This is a genomic window from Paenibacillus apiarius, assembly GCF_017052585.1.
GTDB lineage: Bacteria > Bacillota > Bacilli > Paenibacillales > Paenibacillaceae > Paenibacillus_B > Paenibacillus_B apiarius.
Window position 1 is genome coordinate 339,715 of the sequence record NZ_JAFFHZ010000001.1, and the last position, 21,479, is coordinate 361,193.

The 21,479-nt window shown below is 48.8% G+C and carries 19 protein-coding genes and 2 pseudogenes; 9 read left to right on the plus strand and 12 right to left on the minus strand.

Going from position 1 to position 21,479, the window contains the following annotated elements; translation table 11 throughout:
* The first annotated feature begins 110 nt into the window (after positions 1–110).
* Complete coding sequence (locus JSQ80_RS01665) at positions 111–1,343, plus strand: PucR family transcriptional regulator (protein ID WP_206094101.1); 1,233 nt, start codon at positions 111–113, stop codon at positions 1,341–1,343.
* A 129-nt stretch (positions 1,344–1,472) separates the two neighbouring features.
* Positions 1,473–2,606: an alanine dehydrogenase gene (ald, locus tag JSQ80_RS01670; RefSeq protein WP_087433528.1), complete on the plus strand. Its 1,134-nt coding sequence runs from the start codon at positions 1,473–1,475 to the stop codon at positions 2,604–2,606.
* A gap of 53 nt (positions 2,607–2,659) precedes the next feature.
* Here ald and JSQ80_RS01675 read toward each other — a convergent pair whose 3' ends face one another.
* Entirely contained in the window at positions 2,660–2,842 is a 183-nt protein-coding gene (locus tag JSQ80_RS01675; protein ID WP_206094102.1) for a hypothetical protein, read from the minus strand.
* Positions 2,843–2,886: 44 nt separating this feature from the next.
* Positions 2,887–3,939 (minus strand): YeiH family protein, encoded by a 1,053-nt coding sequence (locus JSQ80_RS01680; protein WP_206097438.1) that lies wholly within the window; start codon positions 3,937–3,939, stop codon positions 2,887–2,889.
* 417 nt (positions 3,940–4,356) lie between these two features.
* On the opposite strand from JSQ80_RS01680, the gene JSQ80_RS01685 reads away from it, so the two are divergent.
* Positions 4,357–5,244, plus strand: a complete 888-nt coding sequence (locus tag JSQ80_RS01685; protein ID WP_206094103.1) for a LysR substrate-binding domain-containing protein — start codon at positions 4,357–4,359, stop codon at positions 5,242–5,244.
* 86 nt (positions 5,245–5,330) lie between these two features.
* Here the strand turns inward: JSQ80_RS01685 and JSQ80_RS01690 are convergent, their stop codons facing one another.
* Both JSQ80_RS01690 and pdxR read right to left on the minus strand, forming a co-directional pair.
* A complete protein-coding gene (locus JSQ80_RS01690; protein ID WP_206094104.1) occupies positions 5,331–6,140 on the minus strand; it encodes an HAD family hydrolase in 810 nt (269 codons plus the stop codon).
* An 80-nt stretch (positions 6,141–6,220) separates the two neighbouring features.
* Entirely contained in the window at positions 6,221–7,645 is a 1,425-nt protein-coding gene (pdxR, locus tag JSQ80_RS01695) for a MocR-like pyridoxine biosynthesis transcription factor PdxR (protein WP_206094105.1), read from the minus strand.
* A gap of 116 nt (positions 7,646–7,761) precedes the next feature.
* On the opposite strand from pdxR, the gene JSQ80_RS01700 reads away from it, so the two are divergent.
* Complete coding sequence (locus tag JSQ80_RS01700) at positions 7,762–8,409, plus strand: LysE family translocator (RefSeq protein ID WP_206094106.1); 648 nt, start codon at positions 7,762–7,764, stop codon at positions 8,407–8,409.
* A gap of 224 nt (positions 8,410–8,633) precedes the next feature.
* Complete coding sequence (locus tag JSQ80_RS01705) at positions 8,634–9,416, plus strand: HAD-IIB family hydrolase (protein ID WP_206094107.1); 783 nt, start codon at positions 8,634–8,636, stop codon at positions 9,414–9,416.
* Positions 9,417–9,493: 77 nt separating this feature from the next.
* Here the strand turns inward: JSQ80_RS01705 and JSQ80_RS01710 are convergent, their stop codons facing one another.
* Positions 9,494–10,426: a phosphotransferase gene (locus tag JSQ80_RS01710; RefSeq protein ID WP_206094108.1), complete on the minus strand. Its 933-nt coding sequence runs from the start codon at positions 10,424–10,426 to the stop codon at positions 9,494–9,496.
* 139 nt (positions 10,427–10,565) lie between these two features.
* Here JSQ80_RS01710 and JSQ80_RS01715 point away from each other — a divergent pair.
* The 4 genes and pseudogenes from JSQ80_RS01715 to JSQ80_RS30175 form a co-directional block, all read left to right on the plus strand.
* Positions 10,566–10,950, plus strand: a pseudogene (locus JSQ80_RS01715) (glycoside hydrolase family 3 N-terminal domain-containing protein); the annotation flags it as partial.
* A 68-nt stretch (positions 10,951–11,018) separates the two neighbouring features.
* Entirely contained in the window at positions 11,019–11,276 is a 258-nt protein-coding gene (locus tag JSQ80_RS29375; protein ID WP_272491060.1) for an HAD hydrolase family protein, read from the plus strand.
* 285 nt (positions 11,277–11,561) lie between these two features.
* Positions 11,562–14,276, plus strand: coding sequence for an S-layer homology domain-containing protein (locus JSQ80_RS01725; protein ID WP_206094109.1), 2,715 nt, complete (start codon positions 11,562–11,564; stop codon positions 14,274–14,276).
* A gap of 121 nt (positions 14,277–14,397) precedes the next feature.
* A pseudogene (locus JSQ80_RS30175) lies at positions 14,398–14,529 on the plus strand (transposase); the annotation flags it as partial.
* A gap of 269 nt (positions 14,530–14,798) precedes the next feature.
* Here JSQ80_RS30175 and JSQ80_RS01730 read toward each other — a convergent pair.
* The 7 genes from JSQ80_RS01730 to JSQ80_RS01755 all read right to left on the minus strand — a co-directional run bounded on the left by JSQ80_RS01730 (position 14,799) and on the right by JSQ80_RS01755 (position 21,165).
* The gene (locus JSQ80_RS01730; RefSeq protein WP_206094110.1) at positions 14,799–15,245 is read right to left on the minus strand and encodes an NINE protein; all 447 of its coding nucleotides are present in this window, start codon (positions 15,243–15,245) and stop codon (positions 14,799–14,801) included.
* Positions 15,245–15,577: a TM2 domain-containing protein gene (locus JSQ80_RS01735; RefSeq protein WP_418888860.1), complete on the minus strand. Its 333-nt coding sequence runs from the start codon at positions 15,575–15,577 to the stop codon at positions 15,245–15,247. Before JSQ80_RS01735 ends, JSQ80_RS01730 begins: the two co-directional genes overlap by 1 nt.
* Before the next feature lie 498 nt (positions 15,578–16,075).
* Complete coding sequence (locus tag JSQ80_RS01740; RefSeq protein WP_206094111.1) at positions 16,076–17,464, minus strand: MATE family efflux transporter; 1,389 nt, start codon at positions 17,462–17,464, stop codon at positions 16,076–16,078.
* Positions 17,465–18,065: 601 nt separating this feature from the next.
* Positions 18,066–18,944 (minus strand): AraC family transcriptional regulator, encoded by an 879-nt coding sequence (locus JSQ80_RS01745; protein ID WP_206094112.1) that lies wholly within the window; start codon positions 18,942–18,944, stop codon positions 18,066–18,068.
* A 141-nt stretch (positions 18,945–19,085) separates the two neighbouring features.
* Positions 19,086–19,283 carry a transposase gene (locus JSQ80_RS29910; protein ID WP_418888887.1) on the minus strand — a complete coding sequence of 66 codons (198 nt, stop codon included), beginning with the start codon at positions 19,281–19,283 and terminating at the stop codon, positions 19,086–19,088.
* Positions 19,284–19,496: 213 nt separating this feature from the next.
* On the minus strand, positions 19,497–20,294 hold the full coding sequence (locus JSQ80_RS01750) for a hypothetical protein (protein WP_206094113.1): 798 nt from the start codon (positions 20,292–20,294) through the stop codon (positions 19,497–19,499).
* A gap of 100 nt (positions 20,295–20,394) precedes the next feature.
* Positions 20,395–21,165: a hypothetical protein gene (locus tag JSQ80_RS01755; RefSeq protein WP_206094114.1), complete on the minus strand. Its 771-nt coding sequence runs from the start codon at positions 21,163–21,165 to the stop codon at positions 20,395–20,397.
* Positions 21,166–21,479 lie beyond the last annotated feature (314 nt).

Consider the following 21,479-nt stretch of genomic DNA (forward strand, 5'->3'; position numbering starts at 1 on the left):
GCAGAATTGCACCGCTCTCATTTTCAGATGATAGTTACGGCCCGAAAATCATGTTAGAATGTACGTGTCAGAAATAATGAGAGCCATTTTCATTTAAAGGAGCCACGAGGATGAATATGGAGCCCAATCTATTCGATCGGCACTTCGACAGCCTGGAGGACATTGCGGATACGGTTAACGAGCTGTTGCAATGCCCTGTGACGATTGAGGACGCCAGTCACAACCTCCTTGCTTACAGCTCGCATCACGCCGAAACCGATTCGGTCCGGATCGCGACGATTATCGGACGCAGGGTTCCGGAGCAAGTCATCAGCACGCTGTGGCGCGAAGGCTTTATGCAGCAGCTCATGGCGAGCAGCGAACCCGTCCGCATTGGAGAAATTCGTGAAGTCGGGCTCGGCAACCGGATTGCCATCGCCATACGTCACCACGGCGAGGTTCTGGGCTACATATGGGTGCTGGAGTATCATGAGCCGCTTGGAGATACGGCACTGCTGCAGCTTAAGCAAGCGGCAGGCGCCGCCAAGATGAAGCTTATGCAATTGCAGACGCAGCGGCGCAGACAGGAGCAGCACAGCCATGACTTCTTCTGGCAGCTGCTCACCGGCCACCATGCCTCCGAGACGGTCATTCGCGAGAAAGCCGCCCAGATCGGCATCATGCTTCCGCCATCCTATCAAATCCTCATCTTGCAATTTGAAACGGCCATAGATGATAGGCTGTACCGGCAGATTCACTATATGATGAAAACGGCGCAGCGGATGCGCATCGTGCTTCACGTCGCGCATAACGACCGCTTCATCATACTTTCCTCCCCTCTTCAAGGCAACGGCGGCATCCTGCAGTACAGGGAGGAATGCGTCCAGCTCGCCCAACTGCTCAAGCAGCGCTTCGATGCGGAACCGGCGCTAAGCGGCGCGAGCGCTTTTCGCGAGACATACGGAGCGGTTGAGGACGCGTACCGCGAGGCGCTTGCGGTGCTGCATTTGAAGCAGCGCTTTCCGTCAGAACTGCAGGATGCCGCAGAGTATGGCGATCTAGGATATTACCGTTTTCTTCCACTTCTGGCAGATGAGCGCCGCCGGCACCCGATAGCGCATCCGGGCTTGAGGAAGCTGCGGCAATACGATCTCGAACATCAGAGCGGACTGCTGCATACGCTTGAAATGATGCTGAAGCACGACGGCAACGTGAAGAAAGCGGCGGAGGCCTTGCATATTCACGGCAATACACTCATGTATCGAATGAAGCGCATCGCTGACATCGGGAACATCGATCTGAACAGCATGGATGAGAAGGTGACCTTGTACCTCGAATATAAGCTGAATCAGCTGGAAGCTTGATCCTGTCATTTGTGATTTTTCACAAGTGCAGGGTCTTTTTTTCAGAAATTGAAATAAAGCGGTTTCATTATACTAGCATTATACTTTATATGGATAAAATATCAGTTTCAGGTGCAAGGGGGAGTTGCAATGATTATCGGTGTGCCTAAAGAAATCAAAAACAATGAGAATCGCGTCGCGCTGACGCCAGCCGGTGTGGCCGCATTCACGCAAGCGGGCCATCAAGTCATGCTGGAGCGCAATGCAGGGCTTGGCAGCGGATTTGCGGACGAGGATTTCACACAAGCGGGGGCAACCATATCTGAGCGGGCAGCCGACGTCTGGACGAAGGCCGATATGGTCATGAAAGTAAAGGAGCCGCTCCCTTCGGAATATGGACACTTCCGCGAAGGTTTGTTATTGTTCACCTATTTGCATCTGGCGGCGGAGCCGGACCTGGCGCGGGCGCTGACGGAGAAAGGCGTAACGGCCATCGCCTACGAGACGGTGCAGGTGAACCGCACGCTCCCGCTCCTGACGCCGATGAGCGAAGTAGCTGGCCGGATGGCGGCCCAGATCGGCGCACAATTTTTGGAAAAGCCGCATGGCGGCGCGGGCATCCTGCTCGGCGGCGTGCCTGGCGTAAAGCGCGGCAAAGTGACCGTCATCGGCGGCGGAGTCGTTGGAACGAATGCGGCGAAAATCGCAGTCGGTCTCGGAGCGGACGTCACGATTATCGATATGAGCGCTGATCGTTTGCGCCAATTGGATGATATCTTCGGTTCCAGCGTGAACACGCTTATGTCCAACCCGCTTAATATTGCGGAAGCGGTGGCCGAGTCCGATCTCGTCATCGGCGCTGTCCTCATTCCCGGCGCGAAGGCGCCGAAGCTGGTGACGGAAGCGATGATCAAATCGATGCGGACAGGCTCGGTCGTCGTCGATGTCGCGATCGACCAAGGCGGCATCATCGCCACGGCTGATCGCATCACGACGCATGACAAGCCGACGTACGTGAAGCACGGCGTCGTCCACTATGCGGTGGCGAACATGCCCGGCGCCGTTCCCCGCACGTCCACGATGGCGCTGACGAACGCGACGGTTCCGTACGCGCTGCAGATCGCGGACAAAGGGCTGCAGCAGGCGCTGCGCGACAGCAAGCCATTGCTGCTCGGCGTCAATGCGGCCGGCGGCTCCATCACGTATTCCGCAGTGGCGCGCGACCTCGGCATGCCTTATGTCCCGGTCGAGGAAGCCCTCAAGAAAGCCGCCGTCATTCTGTAATAGACAATAAGCCGGTACCGACGAAGTTCCCGCTTCATCGATATCGGCTTAATTTATGTCTGACAGAACATTTTCCGCACACCCTCCGCCGACTTCACCAGGCCTCGATGCTCCGCCGGCAGCAGAAGTCCTTCGTACGGCACCACATCGCCCAGCTGCTTCAATGCGGTAAGATGCGCTACGGCAGCCCCAACATTTCCGCAGCCTACAATCGTTATTTTCGGTCTCTTCATCATGGCTCCATCCTCCCGAAATTACGGTACAGTTTTTCACGACTCCATCAAGCCAGTCCTAGCAGATTAACTAATGCGAAGCCAAGGAACGACAACAAAACGGAACCGACAAGCCCTGCGGCGAATGATTTCATTCCGAGACGTCTGAACGTAACCAGATCCACATTCAAGCCGAGGCCTGCCATAGCCATTGCAATGAGCATATAGGCAATCGTCACGATGACATTCGCGATGCCCGCCGACACGATGCCAAGCGAGTTGAACCCGCTCACGAGCAGGAAGCCGAGAATGAACCACGGAATCGGAATCGACTTCCACGAAGTCTTTGCGCTTCCGCCCTGTTCCTTCTGCTCCGCACGGCTCGCCCAGATGCCAATCAGGATGGCAACCGGCACAAGCAGCGCCACGCGTGTCAGCTTGATGATGACCGCCATATCGACGGCGCCGCTTCCCCCTGGAGCCGCCGCCGCAATGACGTGCGCGATTTCGTGCAGGGTCGCTCCCGAGAATACGCCATACCCATTCGGCGAAAATCCGAGCACTGGATACAGGAACGTGTATACTAATGTGAATATCGTTCCAAGGATGGCCACCATCGCCGCCCCGATCGCGGTTTCTTCATCCTTCGCCTTAATTTGCGGCGCGATCGCCACCACGGCAGCAGCTCCGCATATCGCCGTACCGCAGGCCGTAAGAATGCCGAGCCGTTTCTCTACCTTGAACAGCCGCGCAAGTCCGTAGACGACCGATAACGTGAAGGCGATGACGATAACGGCGATGAGGAACACTTTGGGACCCGCATGAACGATATCCATCAAGTTCAGCCGCATCCCGAGCAAGATAATCCCAAGCCGCAGCAGCTTCTTGCTGGAAAAGTTCGTTCCGGCAACCAACCGCTCCGGCAACCCGATCGTCGCCCGCCAAGCAATACCGATTAAGATTGCTATGACGAGCTGGCCCATAATGCTCAAGAACGGAAATCCAGCTAAATATTTCGCAACCAACGCGATGATGAGCGTCAGTCCGATTCCGAGCGCAAAGCCTGAATATTGCTTCTGTCTCTTCGGCTTCGTCGCTGCAAGCACTTCCCCGTGACTCATGTTCAACCCCAACTCCTTGTCTTCCATCGGATTGCAGCATCTCATTGCAGCATTAAAGTATTCTCGGCATGCCGAATAAGCACCGGTCCGCGATTGCTCGTCATTCCGTGCCGATCCGTACAGTCGATTGTGCATCCTGCCAAGTCCCTCACGATTAACGCTTGTTATTGCGCCGCTGTAATCCAATGAACCTTATGTTCATAATTCCACTATATAGAGGATTCCGGGGGAAGGGAAATACCGAAATGCTATCGCAACGATTAGGAATACTTATGCTTGGGCGGCCGGCGTGCGCCAAGATATGCCATTACGGGATTGTTCCGGGCATCTGGAAGGGATAGAATGGATGGTGGACATTCTAGATGGACGAACGCCTGCCAAACGGCGCAGCTTGCAAGTAGCGGAGGAACAACAAAAATGATGGTAGATACATTGAAAGTGTATGTAACGGTAGTGGAGCAAAGCAATTTCTCGCGTGCGGCCAAGGTGCTCAATCTGTCCCAGCCAGGCGTCAGCCTGCATGTTCGCAATTTGGAAAATGAATTTGGCGTCAAGCTGATTCACCGTTCCTCGAAGTTCGTCAAGATGACCGAAGCGGGGGAAATCCTGTACGAACGAGCCAAGCAGATGCTCTCGCTCTTCGATGCGGCCAAAGAAGAAATTCATCTGCTGCGGGATGAAGTGACGGGCTCTTTGAAAATTGGCGCAAGCTATACGATTGGCGAATATATTTTGCCGCGGCTCATCGCGGAATTCGCCCAACAATATCCGCAAGTCGATGTCCATGCGACGATTGCCAATACGGAGGACATCGCTCAGGCTGTCCGATCCAATGAGCTCGACATCGGGCTCGTGGAGGGCAAGGTGGACTATGCGGACATTCAAGTGAAGCATCCGTTCATGGAGGATGAAATGGTGCTGGTCGTGCCGCCGGATCACCCCTTGTGCTCTACCCGCGGGGCCGATGCGGCCATGCTGCAGCATCAAGTGTGGATATTGCGGGAGAGCGGATCCGGCACGAGGTCTTATTGCGATCAGTTCATTAAGGAGCTTGGACTTGCAGTGAAACGCACCTTCGTCTTCAATAGCAATCAAGGCGTGAAGGAAGCGGTTATGGCAGGTCTCGGCGCTGCGCTCCTGTCCCGCTGGGTCATCCGCAAAGAGCTGGAAGCGGGCGAATTGTGCAGCATCCAAGTGAAGGGAGCGCGCATTACGCGGCAGTTTTTTATTTTGCAGGATACGAAGACCTCCTCCACTATGGCGATGAAAATGTTCGTGCAGAAGCTAAGGCAGCTTAACATTTAGGAGCGAGGCGAGGCAGCAAATAGAACCAGCCTACCGATATTGCCGGATCGGCTGGTTGTCATTGCGGCAGCAATAGCGTGCCCCGATCAATCGGCAGCAGTCGCGCTGCCTGACCGTAAGGACAGTTCATCGATGCAGGCCAGCAGCTCATCTATCTGGCAGATGGCATAAGCAGGCCGATATGCCTCAGGCTCCAATGTCGCGTGCAGCTCCGGATTTTCCTTGCGCAGCTGCTCCTCGCAATGCTGCAGGAACGGCGCCTGTGCCGTCCGTTCTGCCGGGGACAGCAATTCCAATCCGGCAGGCAAATCCCGAGCAACCAACACGGAAGGAATGCCGGATTGATTCGCCATGTGTATATCGTGATCGAGACGGTCTCCGACGTGGGCCATGATGATTCCATCCTGCCGCAGCTCCCGCAATATACCGGAGTCAGGCTTCCCGCACCCCATCCGCTCCGGGGTGACGATATCATCGAACAAGCTTCCGATGCCGAGCTTCTCCATTACGGGATATTGGTACTTGCGAAATCCGTTCGTTACGGCCGCAAGTGAATAACCTTTCTTCTTCAGCTCCTCCAGCGTCGGAAGCACTGTATCGTCCAGCAAATATATTTTGGGCGCGGCAGCGTGCTTCAACAGCAGCTGCTCGATATCGATGGACAGGCTGAGTCCCCACTCCTGCGAGAGCTGACGCACGATATCATCCCAATCGTAGGCCGCGACCGTTTCCCGCCGCTCCATCCGGAGCTTATGCTCTTGGAACAGCGCCTTGCCAACTTCAATATTTCGATTCAGTTCGCCGCAAATCAGTTGTTCCACCTCGGGAAAAATCCATGCGGAAAACGGATTCTGCATCAATGTTCCATCCAAATCAAACGTAATCCATTTGTTCAATGCTCATCCCTGCCTTTTCAACGAGTTCGGCCGTCTGGCCGTCATCATGCTGCACCAGCAGCGATTTCCATGTGTGCACGTTACTCATGGAACCAAGCGTCATGAAGCCGGGCGATGCCGTCTTCGATATCGTGATCGCTCAATCCTCCGAACCCGAGGAGCAAGGCGGCAACATCTTGAGCTTCTGCCGGCTCCCCCCAATAATTCGAGGTCGGATACACTTTCACCCCGGCACCGGCGGCGGCTTCCAGCAGCTCTGCTTCCGTCATGCCGTTCTGGACCTGTATAAGCAGATGGAGACCGGAATCATGACCGATGATGCGCACCCGGTCTCCCATTGCGCGCTTCAAGGCTGCCAATAACGCTGCATGCTTCTTCTGATACACTTTGCGTATTTTCCGCAAATGCTTTTCCCAATGCCCTTCCTCCATAAAACGTTCCAGCGTCAATTGATGAAGCTTGGATGCGGTCTGTTCGTAAACTGCGAAATCAGCCTTGTACCGTTCCAGCAGCGCCGGGGGGAGCACCATATAGCTTAAACGGATGGAGGGCAGCAGCGATTTGGAGAACGTGCCCATATATACGACCCGTCCCGTCGAATCAAGACCTTGCAGAGCGGGAATCGGCTTCGTATGATATCTGAATTCGCCGTCATAGTCGTCTTCGATAATGAGTCCGTCCAGCTCCTCCGCCCACTGCAGCAGCTGTATTCGCTTCGCGACAGGCATCACCATGCCGGAAGGAAATTGATGGGACGGCGTAATGTATACCGCATCCGCCCCGCTCTCCTTCAGCCGGCGCACATTCATGCCGTCTTGCTCCAGCGGGACGGAGACGACGTTCAACCGATGATTGCGAAAGATCATCCGCGCCCCGTTATAACCGGGATTCTCCATGGCAATGGACCGCCGCTCGCCTCCGATCATCTGGCTGAGCAGCATAAGCAGCTGTTGGATGCCCGCCCCGATGACGATCTGCTGCGCTTGGCAGGACACTCCCCGCGAATGGCGCAAATATTGCGCAATCTGCCGGCGCAGCCCAATTTCCCCTTGGCGTTCTCCATATTGAAGCGCTTCAACAGGCGTCAGGCGGAATACGTCGTTCGACAGCTTCCGCCACAGTGACAGCGGAAAGCCTCCGCAATCAATGTTGCCGTGCCGGAAATCGATATCGCAGACGGGTGCTGCCTCGGCCTCTGCATCTCGACTATTAGGGACATGCCAGATTCTGGCGCCTGCCATCTCGCCCATGTCGTTCTCAATCTCGCACACGAACAGGCCGATGCGGGAACGGCTGGCCACATAACCTTCCGCATGCAATTGTTGATATGCGGCATCCACCGTGTTGCGGCTGAGATGCAGGCTGTCCGCCAATTGGCGTATCGACGGCAGCCTCGTTCCAGCCGGGATGCCGCCGCTCATAATTTGCCGCTTCATATAGTGATAGATTTGCATATATTTCGGTTCGTCAGCCTGCTCGTCAATGTAAGGCGTAATCTCCAGCATCCTCCCTCCAATCTGTCCCCATACAAATCTACTAATCTGGCACTTATCAACAGGACAGAGTTTTACTATGATTATACCAGACTTTTCAACTCTGTACCGTAAAGAAAGGAACAACTATGGCAAGCATTTGGATTAGTTATGTTTTGCTCGGAATTTCGCTATCCGCACCAGTCGGTCCCGTTAACGTGGCGCAAATCAAGGCTGGCCTGAGCAATGGGTTCTGGAACGCATGGTTCGTCGGCATCGGCGCGATGTGCGCCGACCTCGTGTTCATGCTGCTCATCTACTTTGGCGCCGCCGCTTATTTGACGACGCCGCTGGCGAAGCTGCTTATTTGGATATTGGGCTTTGCCGTTCTCATGCTGCTCGGGTACGAAAGCATTCGCGACGCCCGCAAAGGGATAGATATTAGCGGCGGCGCATCGCGTAAAGAGCATGTCGGGAAATCATTCTTGACAGGCTTTCTCATTGCGATTTCCAATCCGCTCAACATCGTGTTCTGGATCGGGATCTACGGTTCTGTCATTACGAAGACACTGGAGACGATGGGGAGCGGTCAGGCTTTATTGTATAGCGGCGCGATTTTTGCCGGAGTGTGCGTGTGGGACCTCTTAGTATCCACCGTCGTGCATGTGAGCCGCAAGGCCGTCACCCCCCGCTTAATGAGGGGAATATCCATCATTGCCGGCGTGTCGCTCTTTGGATTCGGACTATATTTCGGTTACTGCGCCATCGAGCAATTGATCTCGCTGGTGCGGATGTAACGTGCAAGAAGAGGGGGAACGAACTGCAATTGTGTAGTTAAAATCGAAGGTTTTCCCATTATTTATGAGATTACCTGAATGAGAACTGCACTTTTGCAGTCCATAGCCTTGAATGACGAGGGATAGAGCCAAGCAAATGTATAATTGCAGTTGGCTCGTGTGTTATCCGGGTATTTTTTCCAGCTTAAAGTTCTAGGATTTTTACAAAAGAGAGGGAGTTATCCATGCATTTTATTTTCGATATTGACGGAACGATTTCATTCAAAGGGCAGCCCGTGTCGGAGACTATCCTCGACTGTCTTCATAAGCTCCAATGTTCCGGCCATGTTGTCGGCTTCGCATCCGCTAGACCGTGCCGGGACATGCTGCCGGTGCTCGATAACCGCTTCAACCGCAATCTGCTGATCGGAGCCAACGGCGCGATGACTCATTTTGGCGGAGAGCCTGTGGCTGTGAACCCGATTCCAGAACCGCTCGCCCGGGACATTATCGCAATTATGGATTCGTACCATGCATCCTACTTAATCGACGATGAGTGGAATTATGCTTATAACTGTGCAGACGATCATCCGTTTCTGATGAATGTCGATGCCTTGCGGCTCGCCCGCCGCGCGGAATTGGCCGAACTGAAGCACGTAGTGAAGCTGCTCGTCCTGTCCTGCGATCATTTTGATGAGTTGGCCAAGGCGATAGAGAGTTTGAACGTGACGATACACTATCATTCCTCGGAAGGGATTCTCGATATTACGAACCAGGGCGTCAATAAAATGGCCGCTCTCCGTTCATACGGCATCGCTCCCAAGGAGTTCACCTGCTTCGGCAACGATATGAACGATATCCCGATGTTTCAGGAAGCCGCTACCGCTGTCGCGATCGGGAGCTTCTCCGGCTTGACTCCTTTCGCAACGCATCGTATCGAGACGAACGAGCCGGATACCGAACGCCGGATTGTCGCGATGCTGAAGGAATTGGCCTCGGCAAGCAAAGAAGCGCCGTTGTCACGTTAAAAGGCAATAGTTCCGTCCTGCGGTTTCGACCGTGCGACGGAACTCTTTTCTATTCGGGCATCTTCCCGTGGCTGCAGTTATTGAGACATGCTGTCCGCAAGCCGCTCCAAGTCGAGCATCATATCGCCGATCCAAGCTTCCGAACCGGAAATGACATGCCGGCCGTACTCCAGTATCCACCTTATCGTATGAATGAACCAGCACACGCCGCCGACGCGAACGAGCCAATCCAATGTCAGCGCGGCATTTCCACAGAGGCCGCTCGCTTCCGCATATGCTTGCAGCATCCGCTCTCTTGATGCGCCGTATGCCGCGGCTTCTTCACTCAAACCGTACAGATCGCCCACATGAGGACTCAAATAAGAGTTCGTCCAGTCAATGACTCTTACCCCTTGCTGCTGTTCAACCACGATGATATTTTTCGGAAAATAGTCGTTATGCACGAGTGTGACCGGATACTCCGAATATAATCGTTCCAGATGCGCGGGGAACAGGGTGGCAAGCCGATTCAGCACCTGCCGCTGCGATTCGGTAAAAAACGGGTGGATCATCACAAAAGCAAGGTCGCCCAGAAACATGTCTTTCCCTTTGTAGTATCGCTGAAATACATCTTCCGCCAGCGCCCCATCCTTCAGAAATGAAGATGCGGTGCGGTGAATGACAGCCAACTGGCGGGCCGCTTGCAGAAAAGCGTCTGCCGAAGGCTTGGATTCCAACGTATCCGCGCCCGCGTCCTCCATCATCATGTAACAGCCAGTCTCGTCTTCGTACGACGCATAAATGCAAGGCCGCTCGATGTGAAGCGGAGCCAGCACGTCGTTATACAAATCAGGTTCTCCCTTCATTTTGCCGCCGGACCACTTCGCGATAACTGTCGCTCCGGACAATAACGTCACGCGGTACACGCCGGACAAAGACCATTGCCGCAACAGCTCCCAATGCTGTGCTTGTTCCACGAGCGGAAAGTGCCCGGCTCTTTCAAGCCATCTGTCGGGAATATGCAATGTCAATCCAATCACTCCTTCCTTTCGGTAGATTGATTATGAAACAAAGGAGCGAAAAAATATAGACTTATATTTTTATTATTGATAGACTGTTGGTAGAGTTCTAGATATGGAAATGAGCAGCAGCCGCTACCGGCTGCTCAGCCTGTTGAGTTATGGAATTCCGGTTGCTTGTATGGCTGACGCACCTTCCGGGATTCGGATGGACTGCGGGCAGAAGGCGACCCAGATTGCCATCGGCACTTTGCTTGGAACCGGCTTGAATATTCGCCGCAGTCCGCTTAATGGGCGCAACTTCGAGCACTTTTCGGAGGATCCGCTTATTTCTGGAGGGTTTGCCGCTGCATGTACATACCCGCGGTATTATGAGAGGTGGCTCTAATGATACGCTGAAGCATTTTGCTAGCAATAATCAGGAGAAATATCGCAGCAAAGTAAATGCCGTCGTGTCTGAACGCGCACTTCGGGAGATTTATTTGAAAGGCTTTGAAATCGCGGTGAAACAGGGCGGCGCGAATTCTATAATGACTTAGATTTGATTTAAAGATTTAAGTGCTGGCATATTTGCCGGCACTTTTTCATTCGTAACGCAGACCATTTGAAATATCGTCTAAACCGTCCCAGTCCAAAACGAAGAAGCTGTTGGAGGAACTGCAAAAACTTCCGGTCAAATCAGTATCGAAGCGGGGAGTATATTGTTTTTGGCAATGATGAAAATGATAAATCCATGTTCACATATGCTCATCGATCGGTTTGTGTCGGAGGCCATTCCGAGCTATCTCGGTTGGCGATAGATCGGGTGGTTAGTGATGATCAGCGGGGCGCACATAAAATATTAGAGTTGCTGAATGAATGAAGGTGATGATTCGGTCTAAAATGGCATTTTTTCACTCTCGGCGTGGGAACGCCAGGGGGTATTCTTTTCGAGGATTCATCATTGACCATGGAAAGTGATTATATGATGAATAATTTGGTGAAAGTGAAATCGAAACGCCTTTTAACCGATGAAACTATTATGAGAAATAATAGAAAAAAGAGAGGGAACCAGATTGAAAAACGATGACAGGCAATCGGCTTACCGTCGGGGATCCGGGAGGCAGAACAACGAGATTAACAAGGAAATTTTTGATGGAGGTCGACAATGAAACGATTGATTTCAGCGTTGCTATGCCTTATGTTAATCCTCACGGCTCATTCAGGTTCGGTGCAAGCCAAGGGGGATAACGTAAGTGCCGTTAGCGAACAGCACTACACACGAATCGGCGAGGATTACGACATTCTTGATCAGAATATACTTCTGTCAAAAAAAGATGGGACGGTATGGTTTTGGGACTTCTTCGGTGTTTCTCTTCATGCTTCCGATCCATTCTACAAAGCTAATCTGATGCAAATTCCACGCTTGCGGGATGTGAAACAGTTCTCGTTCAAGGGCAAGGTGGGGGAAAGTAGATTTATGACGAACTACGCTGCGCTAAAAAACGACGGAACCGTATGGTATTGGGATTCTAGGAGCGACAACGATCTTATACGTAGTTCTTCTACTCCGAAGCGTATCAAAGATTTGAAATACATAACTTCACTTGTCGCCGATTTTACCAGCAAGACTCAAAGGACCTTGTTTGTCGTAAAATCAGACGGTACGCTTTGGTGTTGGATGGGTCAAATGGGCAAATCTTCGTACACGAGACAAGTTTTGTTGCTTCATGATGTCGCGCTAATAAAATCTGCGAACGGTCGCTTATACGCGGTTAAGTATGACGGGACGGTATGGAAATGGGAGACAAACGTGTTCTTGCCGCAAACCAAATCTAAAAGCACAGCTCCAAAGCAGATCAAAGGGCTTGTAGATATCGTCAACATAGAGGTGGGCGGTGCTACAAACTATGCTTATAAGAAAGATGGCACGGTCTGGTCGTGGAAAACTTATGATCCTGAAAGTACTCCGATCCAATTACATAAAGCAACAGGCGCTCGAGGTATTGTTCAATTTAGCTCACAGCTGAAAGATTCGAATATCGATACTACTTATGCTTTGCGAACGGACGATAAGCTCTGGACAATAGACAACGATAAAGTGTTCCCCGGGCTTACGGATATCACTTCCGTACACCACAAGGACAAGGGCAGCTATATGGAAAACTATGTACTGAAAAAGGATCAGACCTTGTGGGCATGGAAAGATAATGTTTCTGCCTTGCCGAAGCTTGTTGTGTTCACGAAAGAAACGGATTTTGGCAATCGTTCAGGGATCGTAAACAAACCAACAGGCGATCATTCTGGGACCGTTAACAAACCAACAGGTGATCGTCCTGAGACCAAAACTAAACCTGAGTTGATACGGATGACTTCACCGGAAGTCAGCCTTTATCCGTTTATCACGATGCTGCAGCCTGGCGGACAACAGTCCATTGCCGCAAACAATGTGCTTCCCGGAACTAAAATAACGTATACCATTGACGATCCGAGCATAGGAACTGTAACGAATGTGAATGGCATACCGGTCATATCGGCGAATAAATCCGGACAAACCATTGTACGGGCCACGACAACCAGAACCGGTTTCCCAGATGAGACGACTTACTTATTGTTGTATGTCGTGGACGGCAGCATGGTGCCCGATACGTATTTCACTGCCGTCCGGTCTATTCCTGACGCTGACAAGCAGAATTCGGTTATCGTGGAAGGTCTGACGCAAGCAGGAGAGCTTGTGATCACAGCCGCAAGCAGCGAAAAGCCGACTCCTGTCAACGGTCAGATCGTCTTAACGCCCGAATTGATTGACCGCTTAGCAGGCAATGCGTCAAAGGCGAAGTCAGCGGTACAGCAGGCGCTGTCAGAAAATAAGATTGTTCCAGCGAGAGAGCTGATCGTGAATGCGGAAATATTGTCTTTGCCTGCACAGAATGAATATAGATACAAGCTGGATAAGAATGGCTTAGTCGGCCGGAAGGATATTGACTATATAACCGTTTATGCAGGGGATGCGAAACTCGTATTCAATGTTGCGACCGCAGAGCGCCTGTTCCATTCGCAACCGGTTATCGTCATTCATCTGGTGAAAGAGAATAACGGCGGATATCGCATACAATTTTTAGATGAACAAGGGCAGGAGCTTTCAGGTGTATCAAGCAACATCCAGCTCATTTTGCCTGCGAATTATGCAGACGCAGCACATAGCAGTATGTTCTATGTTAATGGGAAAACAAAGCAGCCGATCGGCGGGAAGTTCAATCCACAGCAAAACGGCATGGAAGCGGAAATCAACCGTTCCGGAACGTATTTCGTGGACAAAAATTCCAAATCGTTCCCTGATATTGACGATCGAGATCCGGAGTTAAAGCAAGCGGTACAATTTCTAGGCTCCAAAGGCATCGTTACCGGAAAAGACACAGGCAATTTTGAGCCCGATTCCCTGCTCACCCGTGCAGAGTTCACGGCCATGCTTGTCAGAGCGTTTAACGCTTTGGATGAAACGGCGAAGGAAAGCTTTTCGGACGTGCATCCGCCGCAATGGCATCATCCATTTATCGCTTCTTCCGAAAAAAATCATATCGTCGAAGGTTATCCTGACGGCACATTTAAGCCGGATCGTACGATATCCCGGGAAGAAATGACCGCCATCGGCGCAAGATTCCTGCATGAGAGGAAGCATTATTATTACCCTTCGAATCCGGAGGATTACCTAAACCAATTCGTAGACAAAGAAACGATATCCAAGTGGGCCAAGCCAACGATGTCCTTGGCGGTGAAGCAGCGCTTGATCGATGTTCCCGCTGATAAGCGGATTAAAGCCCGCGAGGCTGTTACGCGCGGGGAAGCTGCCCGAATGCTGTACCGGCTTTATTTACAGCTTTGACCCTACAGGCCCGAAAAACAGTTTGCAGCGATCGCTTCCCGGTAACCGCTGGAGGAGCGATCGCCAAGTTTCTCTTCAACCTAACCCTCAGTTAGATTACGAGTTGGTTTACCTTGAACATATGGTGCCTGAAGATCATCTACTTCGCCATATCGCTAAACATATGGACTTCTCTTTTATCTCGGAGAAAGTTCGCCCTTTTTACAGCGAAATGCATGGTCGTCCAACTGTTGACCCTGTCATGCTCTTCAAAGCTGAACGAAACGTGTACACGATTCAAGAATATACAAAAAGTGAATACACGGCATGTCTAGAGAGGATAGTAAGGAATGGGCTAGGCTGAATCGACTCAGCCCTACCGGCTGCTTTTTTTGTTGGATGTCACCTTGAGGAGCAATGAATGCGCGGCAGGGCCAGCACATCTCCCGGCACGTAAAAAGACACATTCCCCCAAAAGGACGAATGTGTCTCGTGGTGCCTCTCTAATTAAGCCGTTCTCTGCAGACTGGCTCGGAAGGGGTCTTATAAAGAATTCTCCGGTTGTTCCGGGGTACGGTTATTCACCAAATAATGGATGATTTCCGATTCGCGGGCTTCGTTCCACTGCTTCACCATCTTATTCACCAAGAATAGATCCACGATAACCCAGATGGTCAATGCAACAAAAGAAACAAGCGTTAACGCCAAAAATACATTCGACACCGGATCGTCCATTTCCCCGCCTGCCGTCATGACGCCAAACAAAGCATAAAATACGATCAGCGCAACAAAGAGCGCCAATTGAACGAAAGCGGAGCCGAAGCGGCGCAGATAGAATCGGTGCACCCCAAGATGCCCGCCAATGAGCATCAGGTAGGCGAGCGCCAACGATTTCTCCTGGTGACGCATCTCTGATTGGAGAATAGCGAGCTCCTTCAGACTTAATTGCCGCTTCGCGGAAGCAAAATCATGAAATGCCTCGTTCCTCATTAATAGTTGAACCCTTTGTTATTCAGAATTTGTTGCATCAGCATGCCTTCCGTGTACTGATTCTTCTCGCGCACCCATGTGTGAAGCAGAAAGGCGTCTACAATCCACCAGATGAAAGTCACAATCAATCCAATTGCCGTTAGCGACAGAATAAGCTGAGCCACAGCTGAGCCCGTCTTCTTCATATAGAAGCGATGTCCGCCGAATAATCCGAGAAAGTACCACAGGATATAAGCCACAAGCATGCTCTTGCCCTGATTTTTCATTTCCGATTCGAGCAGCATAAGCTCTCTCGCATCGAGCTGGTTCTTCATCCCTATCGTGTTGTACAATATGATGCACTCCTTTTACAATGTTGGTGAAGTCAGTATAGCAAGCTTCGAAGCACCAACACCATGATATATTTGGAAAAAGACGTATCTATTTCAAAAAAAGATGCGCCGTTAGCGACTCTTTTTCACTTATTTATAGTCAGGCCATTCAATAGTTCGATTTTACTTCCCGTACCATTCCAACGTCATCTCCCCACAGCCCGGGCTGCGTACAGCCAACTCTCTTCTTTTCTCGCTTTGACGAGCATGGACTCACCTTCAAAGCTAATGACACGATTCTCTTTGACTACGATATGAAAATGATTCCGGATGTTTTGATCTGCGGCAAGCATCGTTACTGCCTATCCCTGTAAAGAGGCGCTCGTTCAGTCGGTGACCAAGCAAGTCTAAGAGTCTGCTTCATTCGCCGCATTACGCCCGGTAAGCCGCCATTGAAGACTGGCAACGCAAAGAGAGCGCGCAACCTTCATCGGCCGCACGCTCTCTCTTTTATCCCCGTCATCCCTCTGCAGCCTGTCGCCCCGCCATGGACGAACAGCCGCCTTCTTCTTCGGCCCGCTCCGCCTTGCGCAAATATTTTTGCCCCTTCCAACGAAACAAGGCAAGCAATCCGCGCACATACTCATCTGCAATCATACAGATATAAATGCCGGCCAATCCCCATCCCCATCCGATGCCAATCACGTACGACAGCGCCGTGGCGATGAGCCACATCGAGAAGAGCGATGCGAGCATCGTGAACCGGGTGTCCCCGACCGCATTAAGCGAGTTGTTGATCGCCATGTTCAACATCTTGCCAGGCTGCAGCAGCAGATTGAACCCGAGCAGCGAGACGCCGAGCGCAATGATTTCCGTGTCGGTCGTAAACAAGCCGAGCAGCCATCTGCCAAAAGCAAAGATCATGAACGCATTCACCACGACCAGCGCGAGCCCAATGACGAGCGCCCGGTACGCCGCCTTGTACGCTTCGCGCGTGCGCCCTGCACCGTACAAATGGGCGATCTGTATCTGCACCGCGAGCGCGATGGAATTGCCGAGCAAAAAACAGTACGACTCCAACGTATTCATATAGGTCCGTGCAGCCAACTCCTTCGCTCCAAGCAGAGCGATAAACGCAAAGATGACGAGCTGGGAGAACACCCAGCAGGACATGTTCACGCCCAGCGGCCATCCGATGCGAAGAATCTCCTTGAACAGCTTGCCGTCGAACGTGAGCATATCACGCATGCGGATGTTTGGCTCGAACGAGCGCACAAACAGATACAATAGCAGCGCGGTAGCGAGCAGACGGCTCACGAGCGTCGAGATCGCCACCCCGGTCAAGCCCCATTGCGGAAATCCGAATTCGCCAAAAATGAACCCGTAGTTCATAAATACGTGCACGACATTCATGCCGATCGCCGTATACATTGGACCTTTTGTGTTGCCGGTGTTGCGGATAACCGTGCTGAGGGTGGACATGAGCGCCGTCAACACCATTCCCCCGCCTACAATCGAAATATATACTTCCGCAAGCGGCAGCAAGTTATCAGGCAGCTGCAGCACGGATGCAATAGCACGCGGCTGCGCATACAATAACAGACTGAGCAGAATGCCAATGAGCGCACTCGCCGTCACAGCCATAATGGCAATTGTGCGGGCATCATTCTCTTGACGGGATCCCAGCTTCTGCGCAATGAGAATGCCGGCCCCGCTGGCTACCGTCATGAACAGCGTCGTCAGCGCCATGAACAATTGGTTGGAAAATCCTACGACTGCCACCGCGTCGTCCGAAATGCGGCTGACCATTAGAGTATCCGCCGCTCCGAGTAAAAACTGCAAAAACAATTCCACAAAAATAGGCCACGCCAGCAGCCCCAATGTGAACTTATTCCGTTCGTTATTCACAAAACAAACCTCCTGCTTTCCCCTGGTGTCACATCGCTGAAATTACGTCTCTAAGCAGATAGAACGATATTATTTTAGATGGTATACTTTATGCGATATATCAGGAATCCAACCTAAACAGCCTGCACTTTTTGCAATCGAGCCGGAATTACTCTTCGTATCGATCCAGTTGATCTGTCAATTATGATTCCTGCTTCGTGCATCGCTCTGCGTAGCTTCAATTGCAGGCAATCGTGTATCCACTTGATTTTTCATATACGTTTACTTCGACAGAACCCTCACCGCTTCCTGCTCCAGATGCCGATAGAGGTGACTTCTTCAGGAGTTAACAGCAATTAAGGATAGACAGGATCGTGGTAGACTTTTTCATGCAGTCGCCACCTTTCGGTTAAGTCTGTATGGGTACAACATTTTGCCGGGTTAGAGATTCTTTTTCTACCATTTAGTGGTTATTCAACAAACGTGCTGTTGTAAAATAGGAAGGCTCTGTTCGATAAGTGTTGATTTTTCATCAAATTCAAAAAGACCAGCCAATATCTACTGACTGGTCTAATATGGTAAATAAAGATTTAACGGAATAACACTTCTGTAAATATAATAATCATCCAAGTTTATCGCTAACTTTTTTCTTTACTGGCATCCAAATTTCGCTATATACATTTTCCGATGTACCATTGTGCTTTGTAAAAGAAATTCCAGGTATATCTGCTACTTCATAATGTGAAGAAGGTAACCATTCAGAATAAATTTTTGCGGTAGTTTCTTGAAGCGTAGCAGGAAATGGTCCTTGATTAGGGAAAATTGCCCATAAACTTTCTTCAATAGAAATTTGCTCTAAATCATCGAATGGATTTTCTTTTGTAGTTGCAAAACCAATCATATGAGTTAAGTAGCCTTTTTCTTCCAAGAAACCATCATCAAAATCATAAGACACATTCAAGACTTGATGAGGATATAAATCAGCTAATTGATGCATTTCATTTCTTTGTTGTTCGGTAATTGACTGGGCTAGTTCTAAGATAGCATTATTTTCACCTTCGAATTGAATTGGCACTCTTTTCGATACACCTACTATATTAAACTTCTCTTTTTTTTCAATTTTGAATTCCATGGATATTCCTCCTCTTATATCTATAAAGAATGAAAATTTGGGAAATGATTTTTGAATTTTGTTTTTAGTTACTTCTGAAGGTAAAAAACCACTCCATCCACGAAAGGCTCTTGAAAATCCTTCTATAGATTGATAGCCATATTTATAGGCAATATCTGTCACTTTTGCTCCGTTTATTAATTCAACATTCGCAACTGATAATCTCCTATTTTTGATATACTCATTCAATGACATTCCAGCCATATACGAAAACATTCTTTTAAAATGATAATCAGATAGTCCTACAATTTTTGATATATCTTTTCCAGAGATTTCTTCCGTTAAATGTGTTTCGATGTAATCCATTAAATTATTGAATTCTTGTAACATTCATTTCCCTCCTTTACAAATACATATTATCGTTAAAATTTATTACTCACTCGATATTTTTTATACGGAATTTATCGGAACTGGGGTCTTCCATTATTATTATAGTCACTTAAACAATCATTTCATAACATTCTTTATTAGTCATCTATGACGTTCACGCAAGCTCATACCATCAATCAAGCATGATAAAAAGTCAATCCATTTTTCAGATTTTCGACAATGATAGAGAGGCGTATCAGCAGTTTCCGAAAATGTTTTATCACAGCATTTGCATTTATAAAGTTGACGATCCTGTGCAGTTTTACCAAAGCGAACAATTTCATCCATTCCACAGTAAATGCATTTATAGAACGTGAGTTCTCATTTTTCAAATATCAACACATATCACTAACAGAGTCAATAGGAATAGCAAAAAAGCAAAGTAGAAAACTGTGACCATGAATTATCATTCTGGCTGTAGCTTCTAGTTTGCTTGAATATATCTGTATAATTGGGTAGAGTTGAAAGCGTTTTTTATCGAAATCTCATTAGAGTGTCCACGAAGGAGATCATTTATTTATTAGCTCTTGTTTCAATTTTCTTTAGAGTGGTAACCAATATGGATTCATCTGTGATTTTTTCCTCTATCTGAGATATGATGCGAAGGTTTGGATCAATCCATATTTTCACTTTATTATCCATAGTAGTTAATGCGATCGAATTAATTTTTCCTAATATAGAGTTTTTTATGTCTTCATTCCCTTTATTAATGTAACTATTAATTTTTCCGTCCAATGTATTGCAAAAAATATACTTATCATTTAAGTTCATAATAAGAAATGGAATTTGAAAGTAAGATCCTGAACTTAACATATAATTATTAGGATAAGCAATTTGTACGTTGGAAGTATTATTTTTACCATCTAGAGTATGTTCAGTAGATTTTGTGTCAATAACAATTGAATTATCTGAAATTCTTGTACTAACTTCTCTTTCATACCGTTCTTTGTTATCTATATATTCTGTTTCAGATAAATCCACTAATGAATATTCAGAGTTTAACTTATATTTTTTTATGTTAAGCAAGTCTTTTCCCAACCCCACTAAAAATTCCTTTTTCAAAAATCTTTTCTCATCGAGTATATAGTAATCACCTTCCTGATGTATTGATATTTCTTGGGTCCCAATTAATTCAGAAGTTGGTTTATTCCTAATCTCGTAATACAAAATTGATGAATCAATTTTATCAGTTAAAATTATCTTTTCTGAGTTATCATTGGTTATGTCTGAATTATCCTTGGTTGAATTTTGACAAGCGCTGAGAAGAATGATAACTAATAAAAGAAACATATATTTTATCCATTTCATCATTAGGGTGCCTCACATTCAACAGATAGTTCAAAGAGGAGGGGGTGCTCCTCGTCTTAAGGGTTTAAATTACATTTCTCATTTTTTTGAGTAGAGCTTTAAATCAATGCCAGTAGCTGTATGACCAATTCCATTGCCACCAAAATTGTAAACCTGGTTCATCTCCATTTTTAACAAACCAAGCTGTTGCGCCTTCTTGTGCTACATTTGCAGGGTGAACTACAGGATCCCCAGTCCAAGTCTCACTGTAAATATTGGTACTTGGTTCCGCTACAAGCAGTCCTTCATCCAATTGAAATGATCCACCAATCGAACCTACACTCCCCCCTTCAATCGAGGGGTTGATGGCCCAATTGAAGGAACTTGTTGATTTTTGCTTTGTAGTCCCTTTTGGAGACCAGTCATTTAGGCTGATAGAACCACCTTCGGAGGAATAGTATGATGTCCACTTCAGCTGCGATATTCCTGAAGATCTACTATCTTTCGTAATTCCTGACGCCGTAGAAACTTGTTCTAGAACATACAACTTATGTTTTCCCGCATCCTTTGCTTTGTACAAACGCACGACACCATAAAAATTAGAGTAATCATCTCCTTCTTGTGTTGGGGAGGAATTCAGGAGAGTGTAGTCAGAACTTGCATAAGTAGATGAATTCAAAAAGTAGCTAATGTTATCATTTAAAGAAAGGTTCCCGTACGACTTAATTAACTCCTGATTTTTGACCGGGTCAGTAGTTAAGTAAAACCGTTGGGTCGAATATTTGCTTTCATTTACATTCGAAGAACTTTGATCAGAAGCGGCAGTACAAACAGAAGCGGCCATCGCTGATAAGAGCAACAACAAAACAAGGAATGCGGACCATTTTTTAAACACTTTTAACGCCTCCTTTAGTATATAATAGGATATGCATCTATTATAAGGTTAAGACAATTGGATACATTTGTAAAGTTTTATGATGTAAATTTACAATAGGATCTCTGAACTTGATTCTCGAAAGCAACTCCATCTAAAAAGCTCAAATCTTTGGTAAACGACTTCGCGATGAGCCTATCGCTAGGAAAGCGAAAGTTCCCAGCAGCCGGCGCAGCTACCGCCAGCGTTTTTTCCCCCTCTGATGATGGCAGGCTAAAGGAACTTCGCCGGGCGCGCCGAACTCCCGCCGCATGCAACAAAAACGTCATATATGA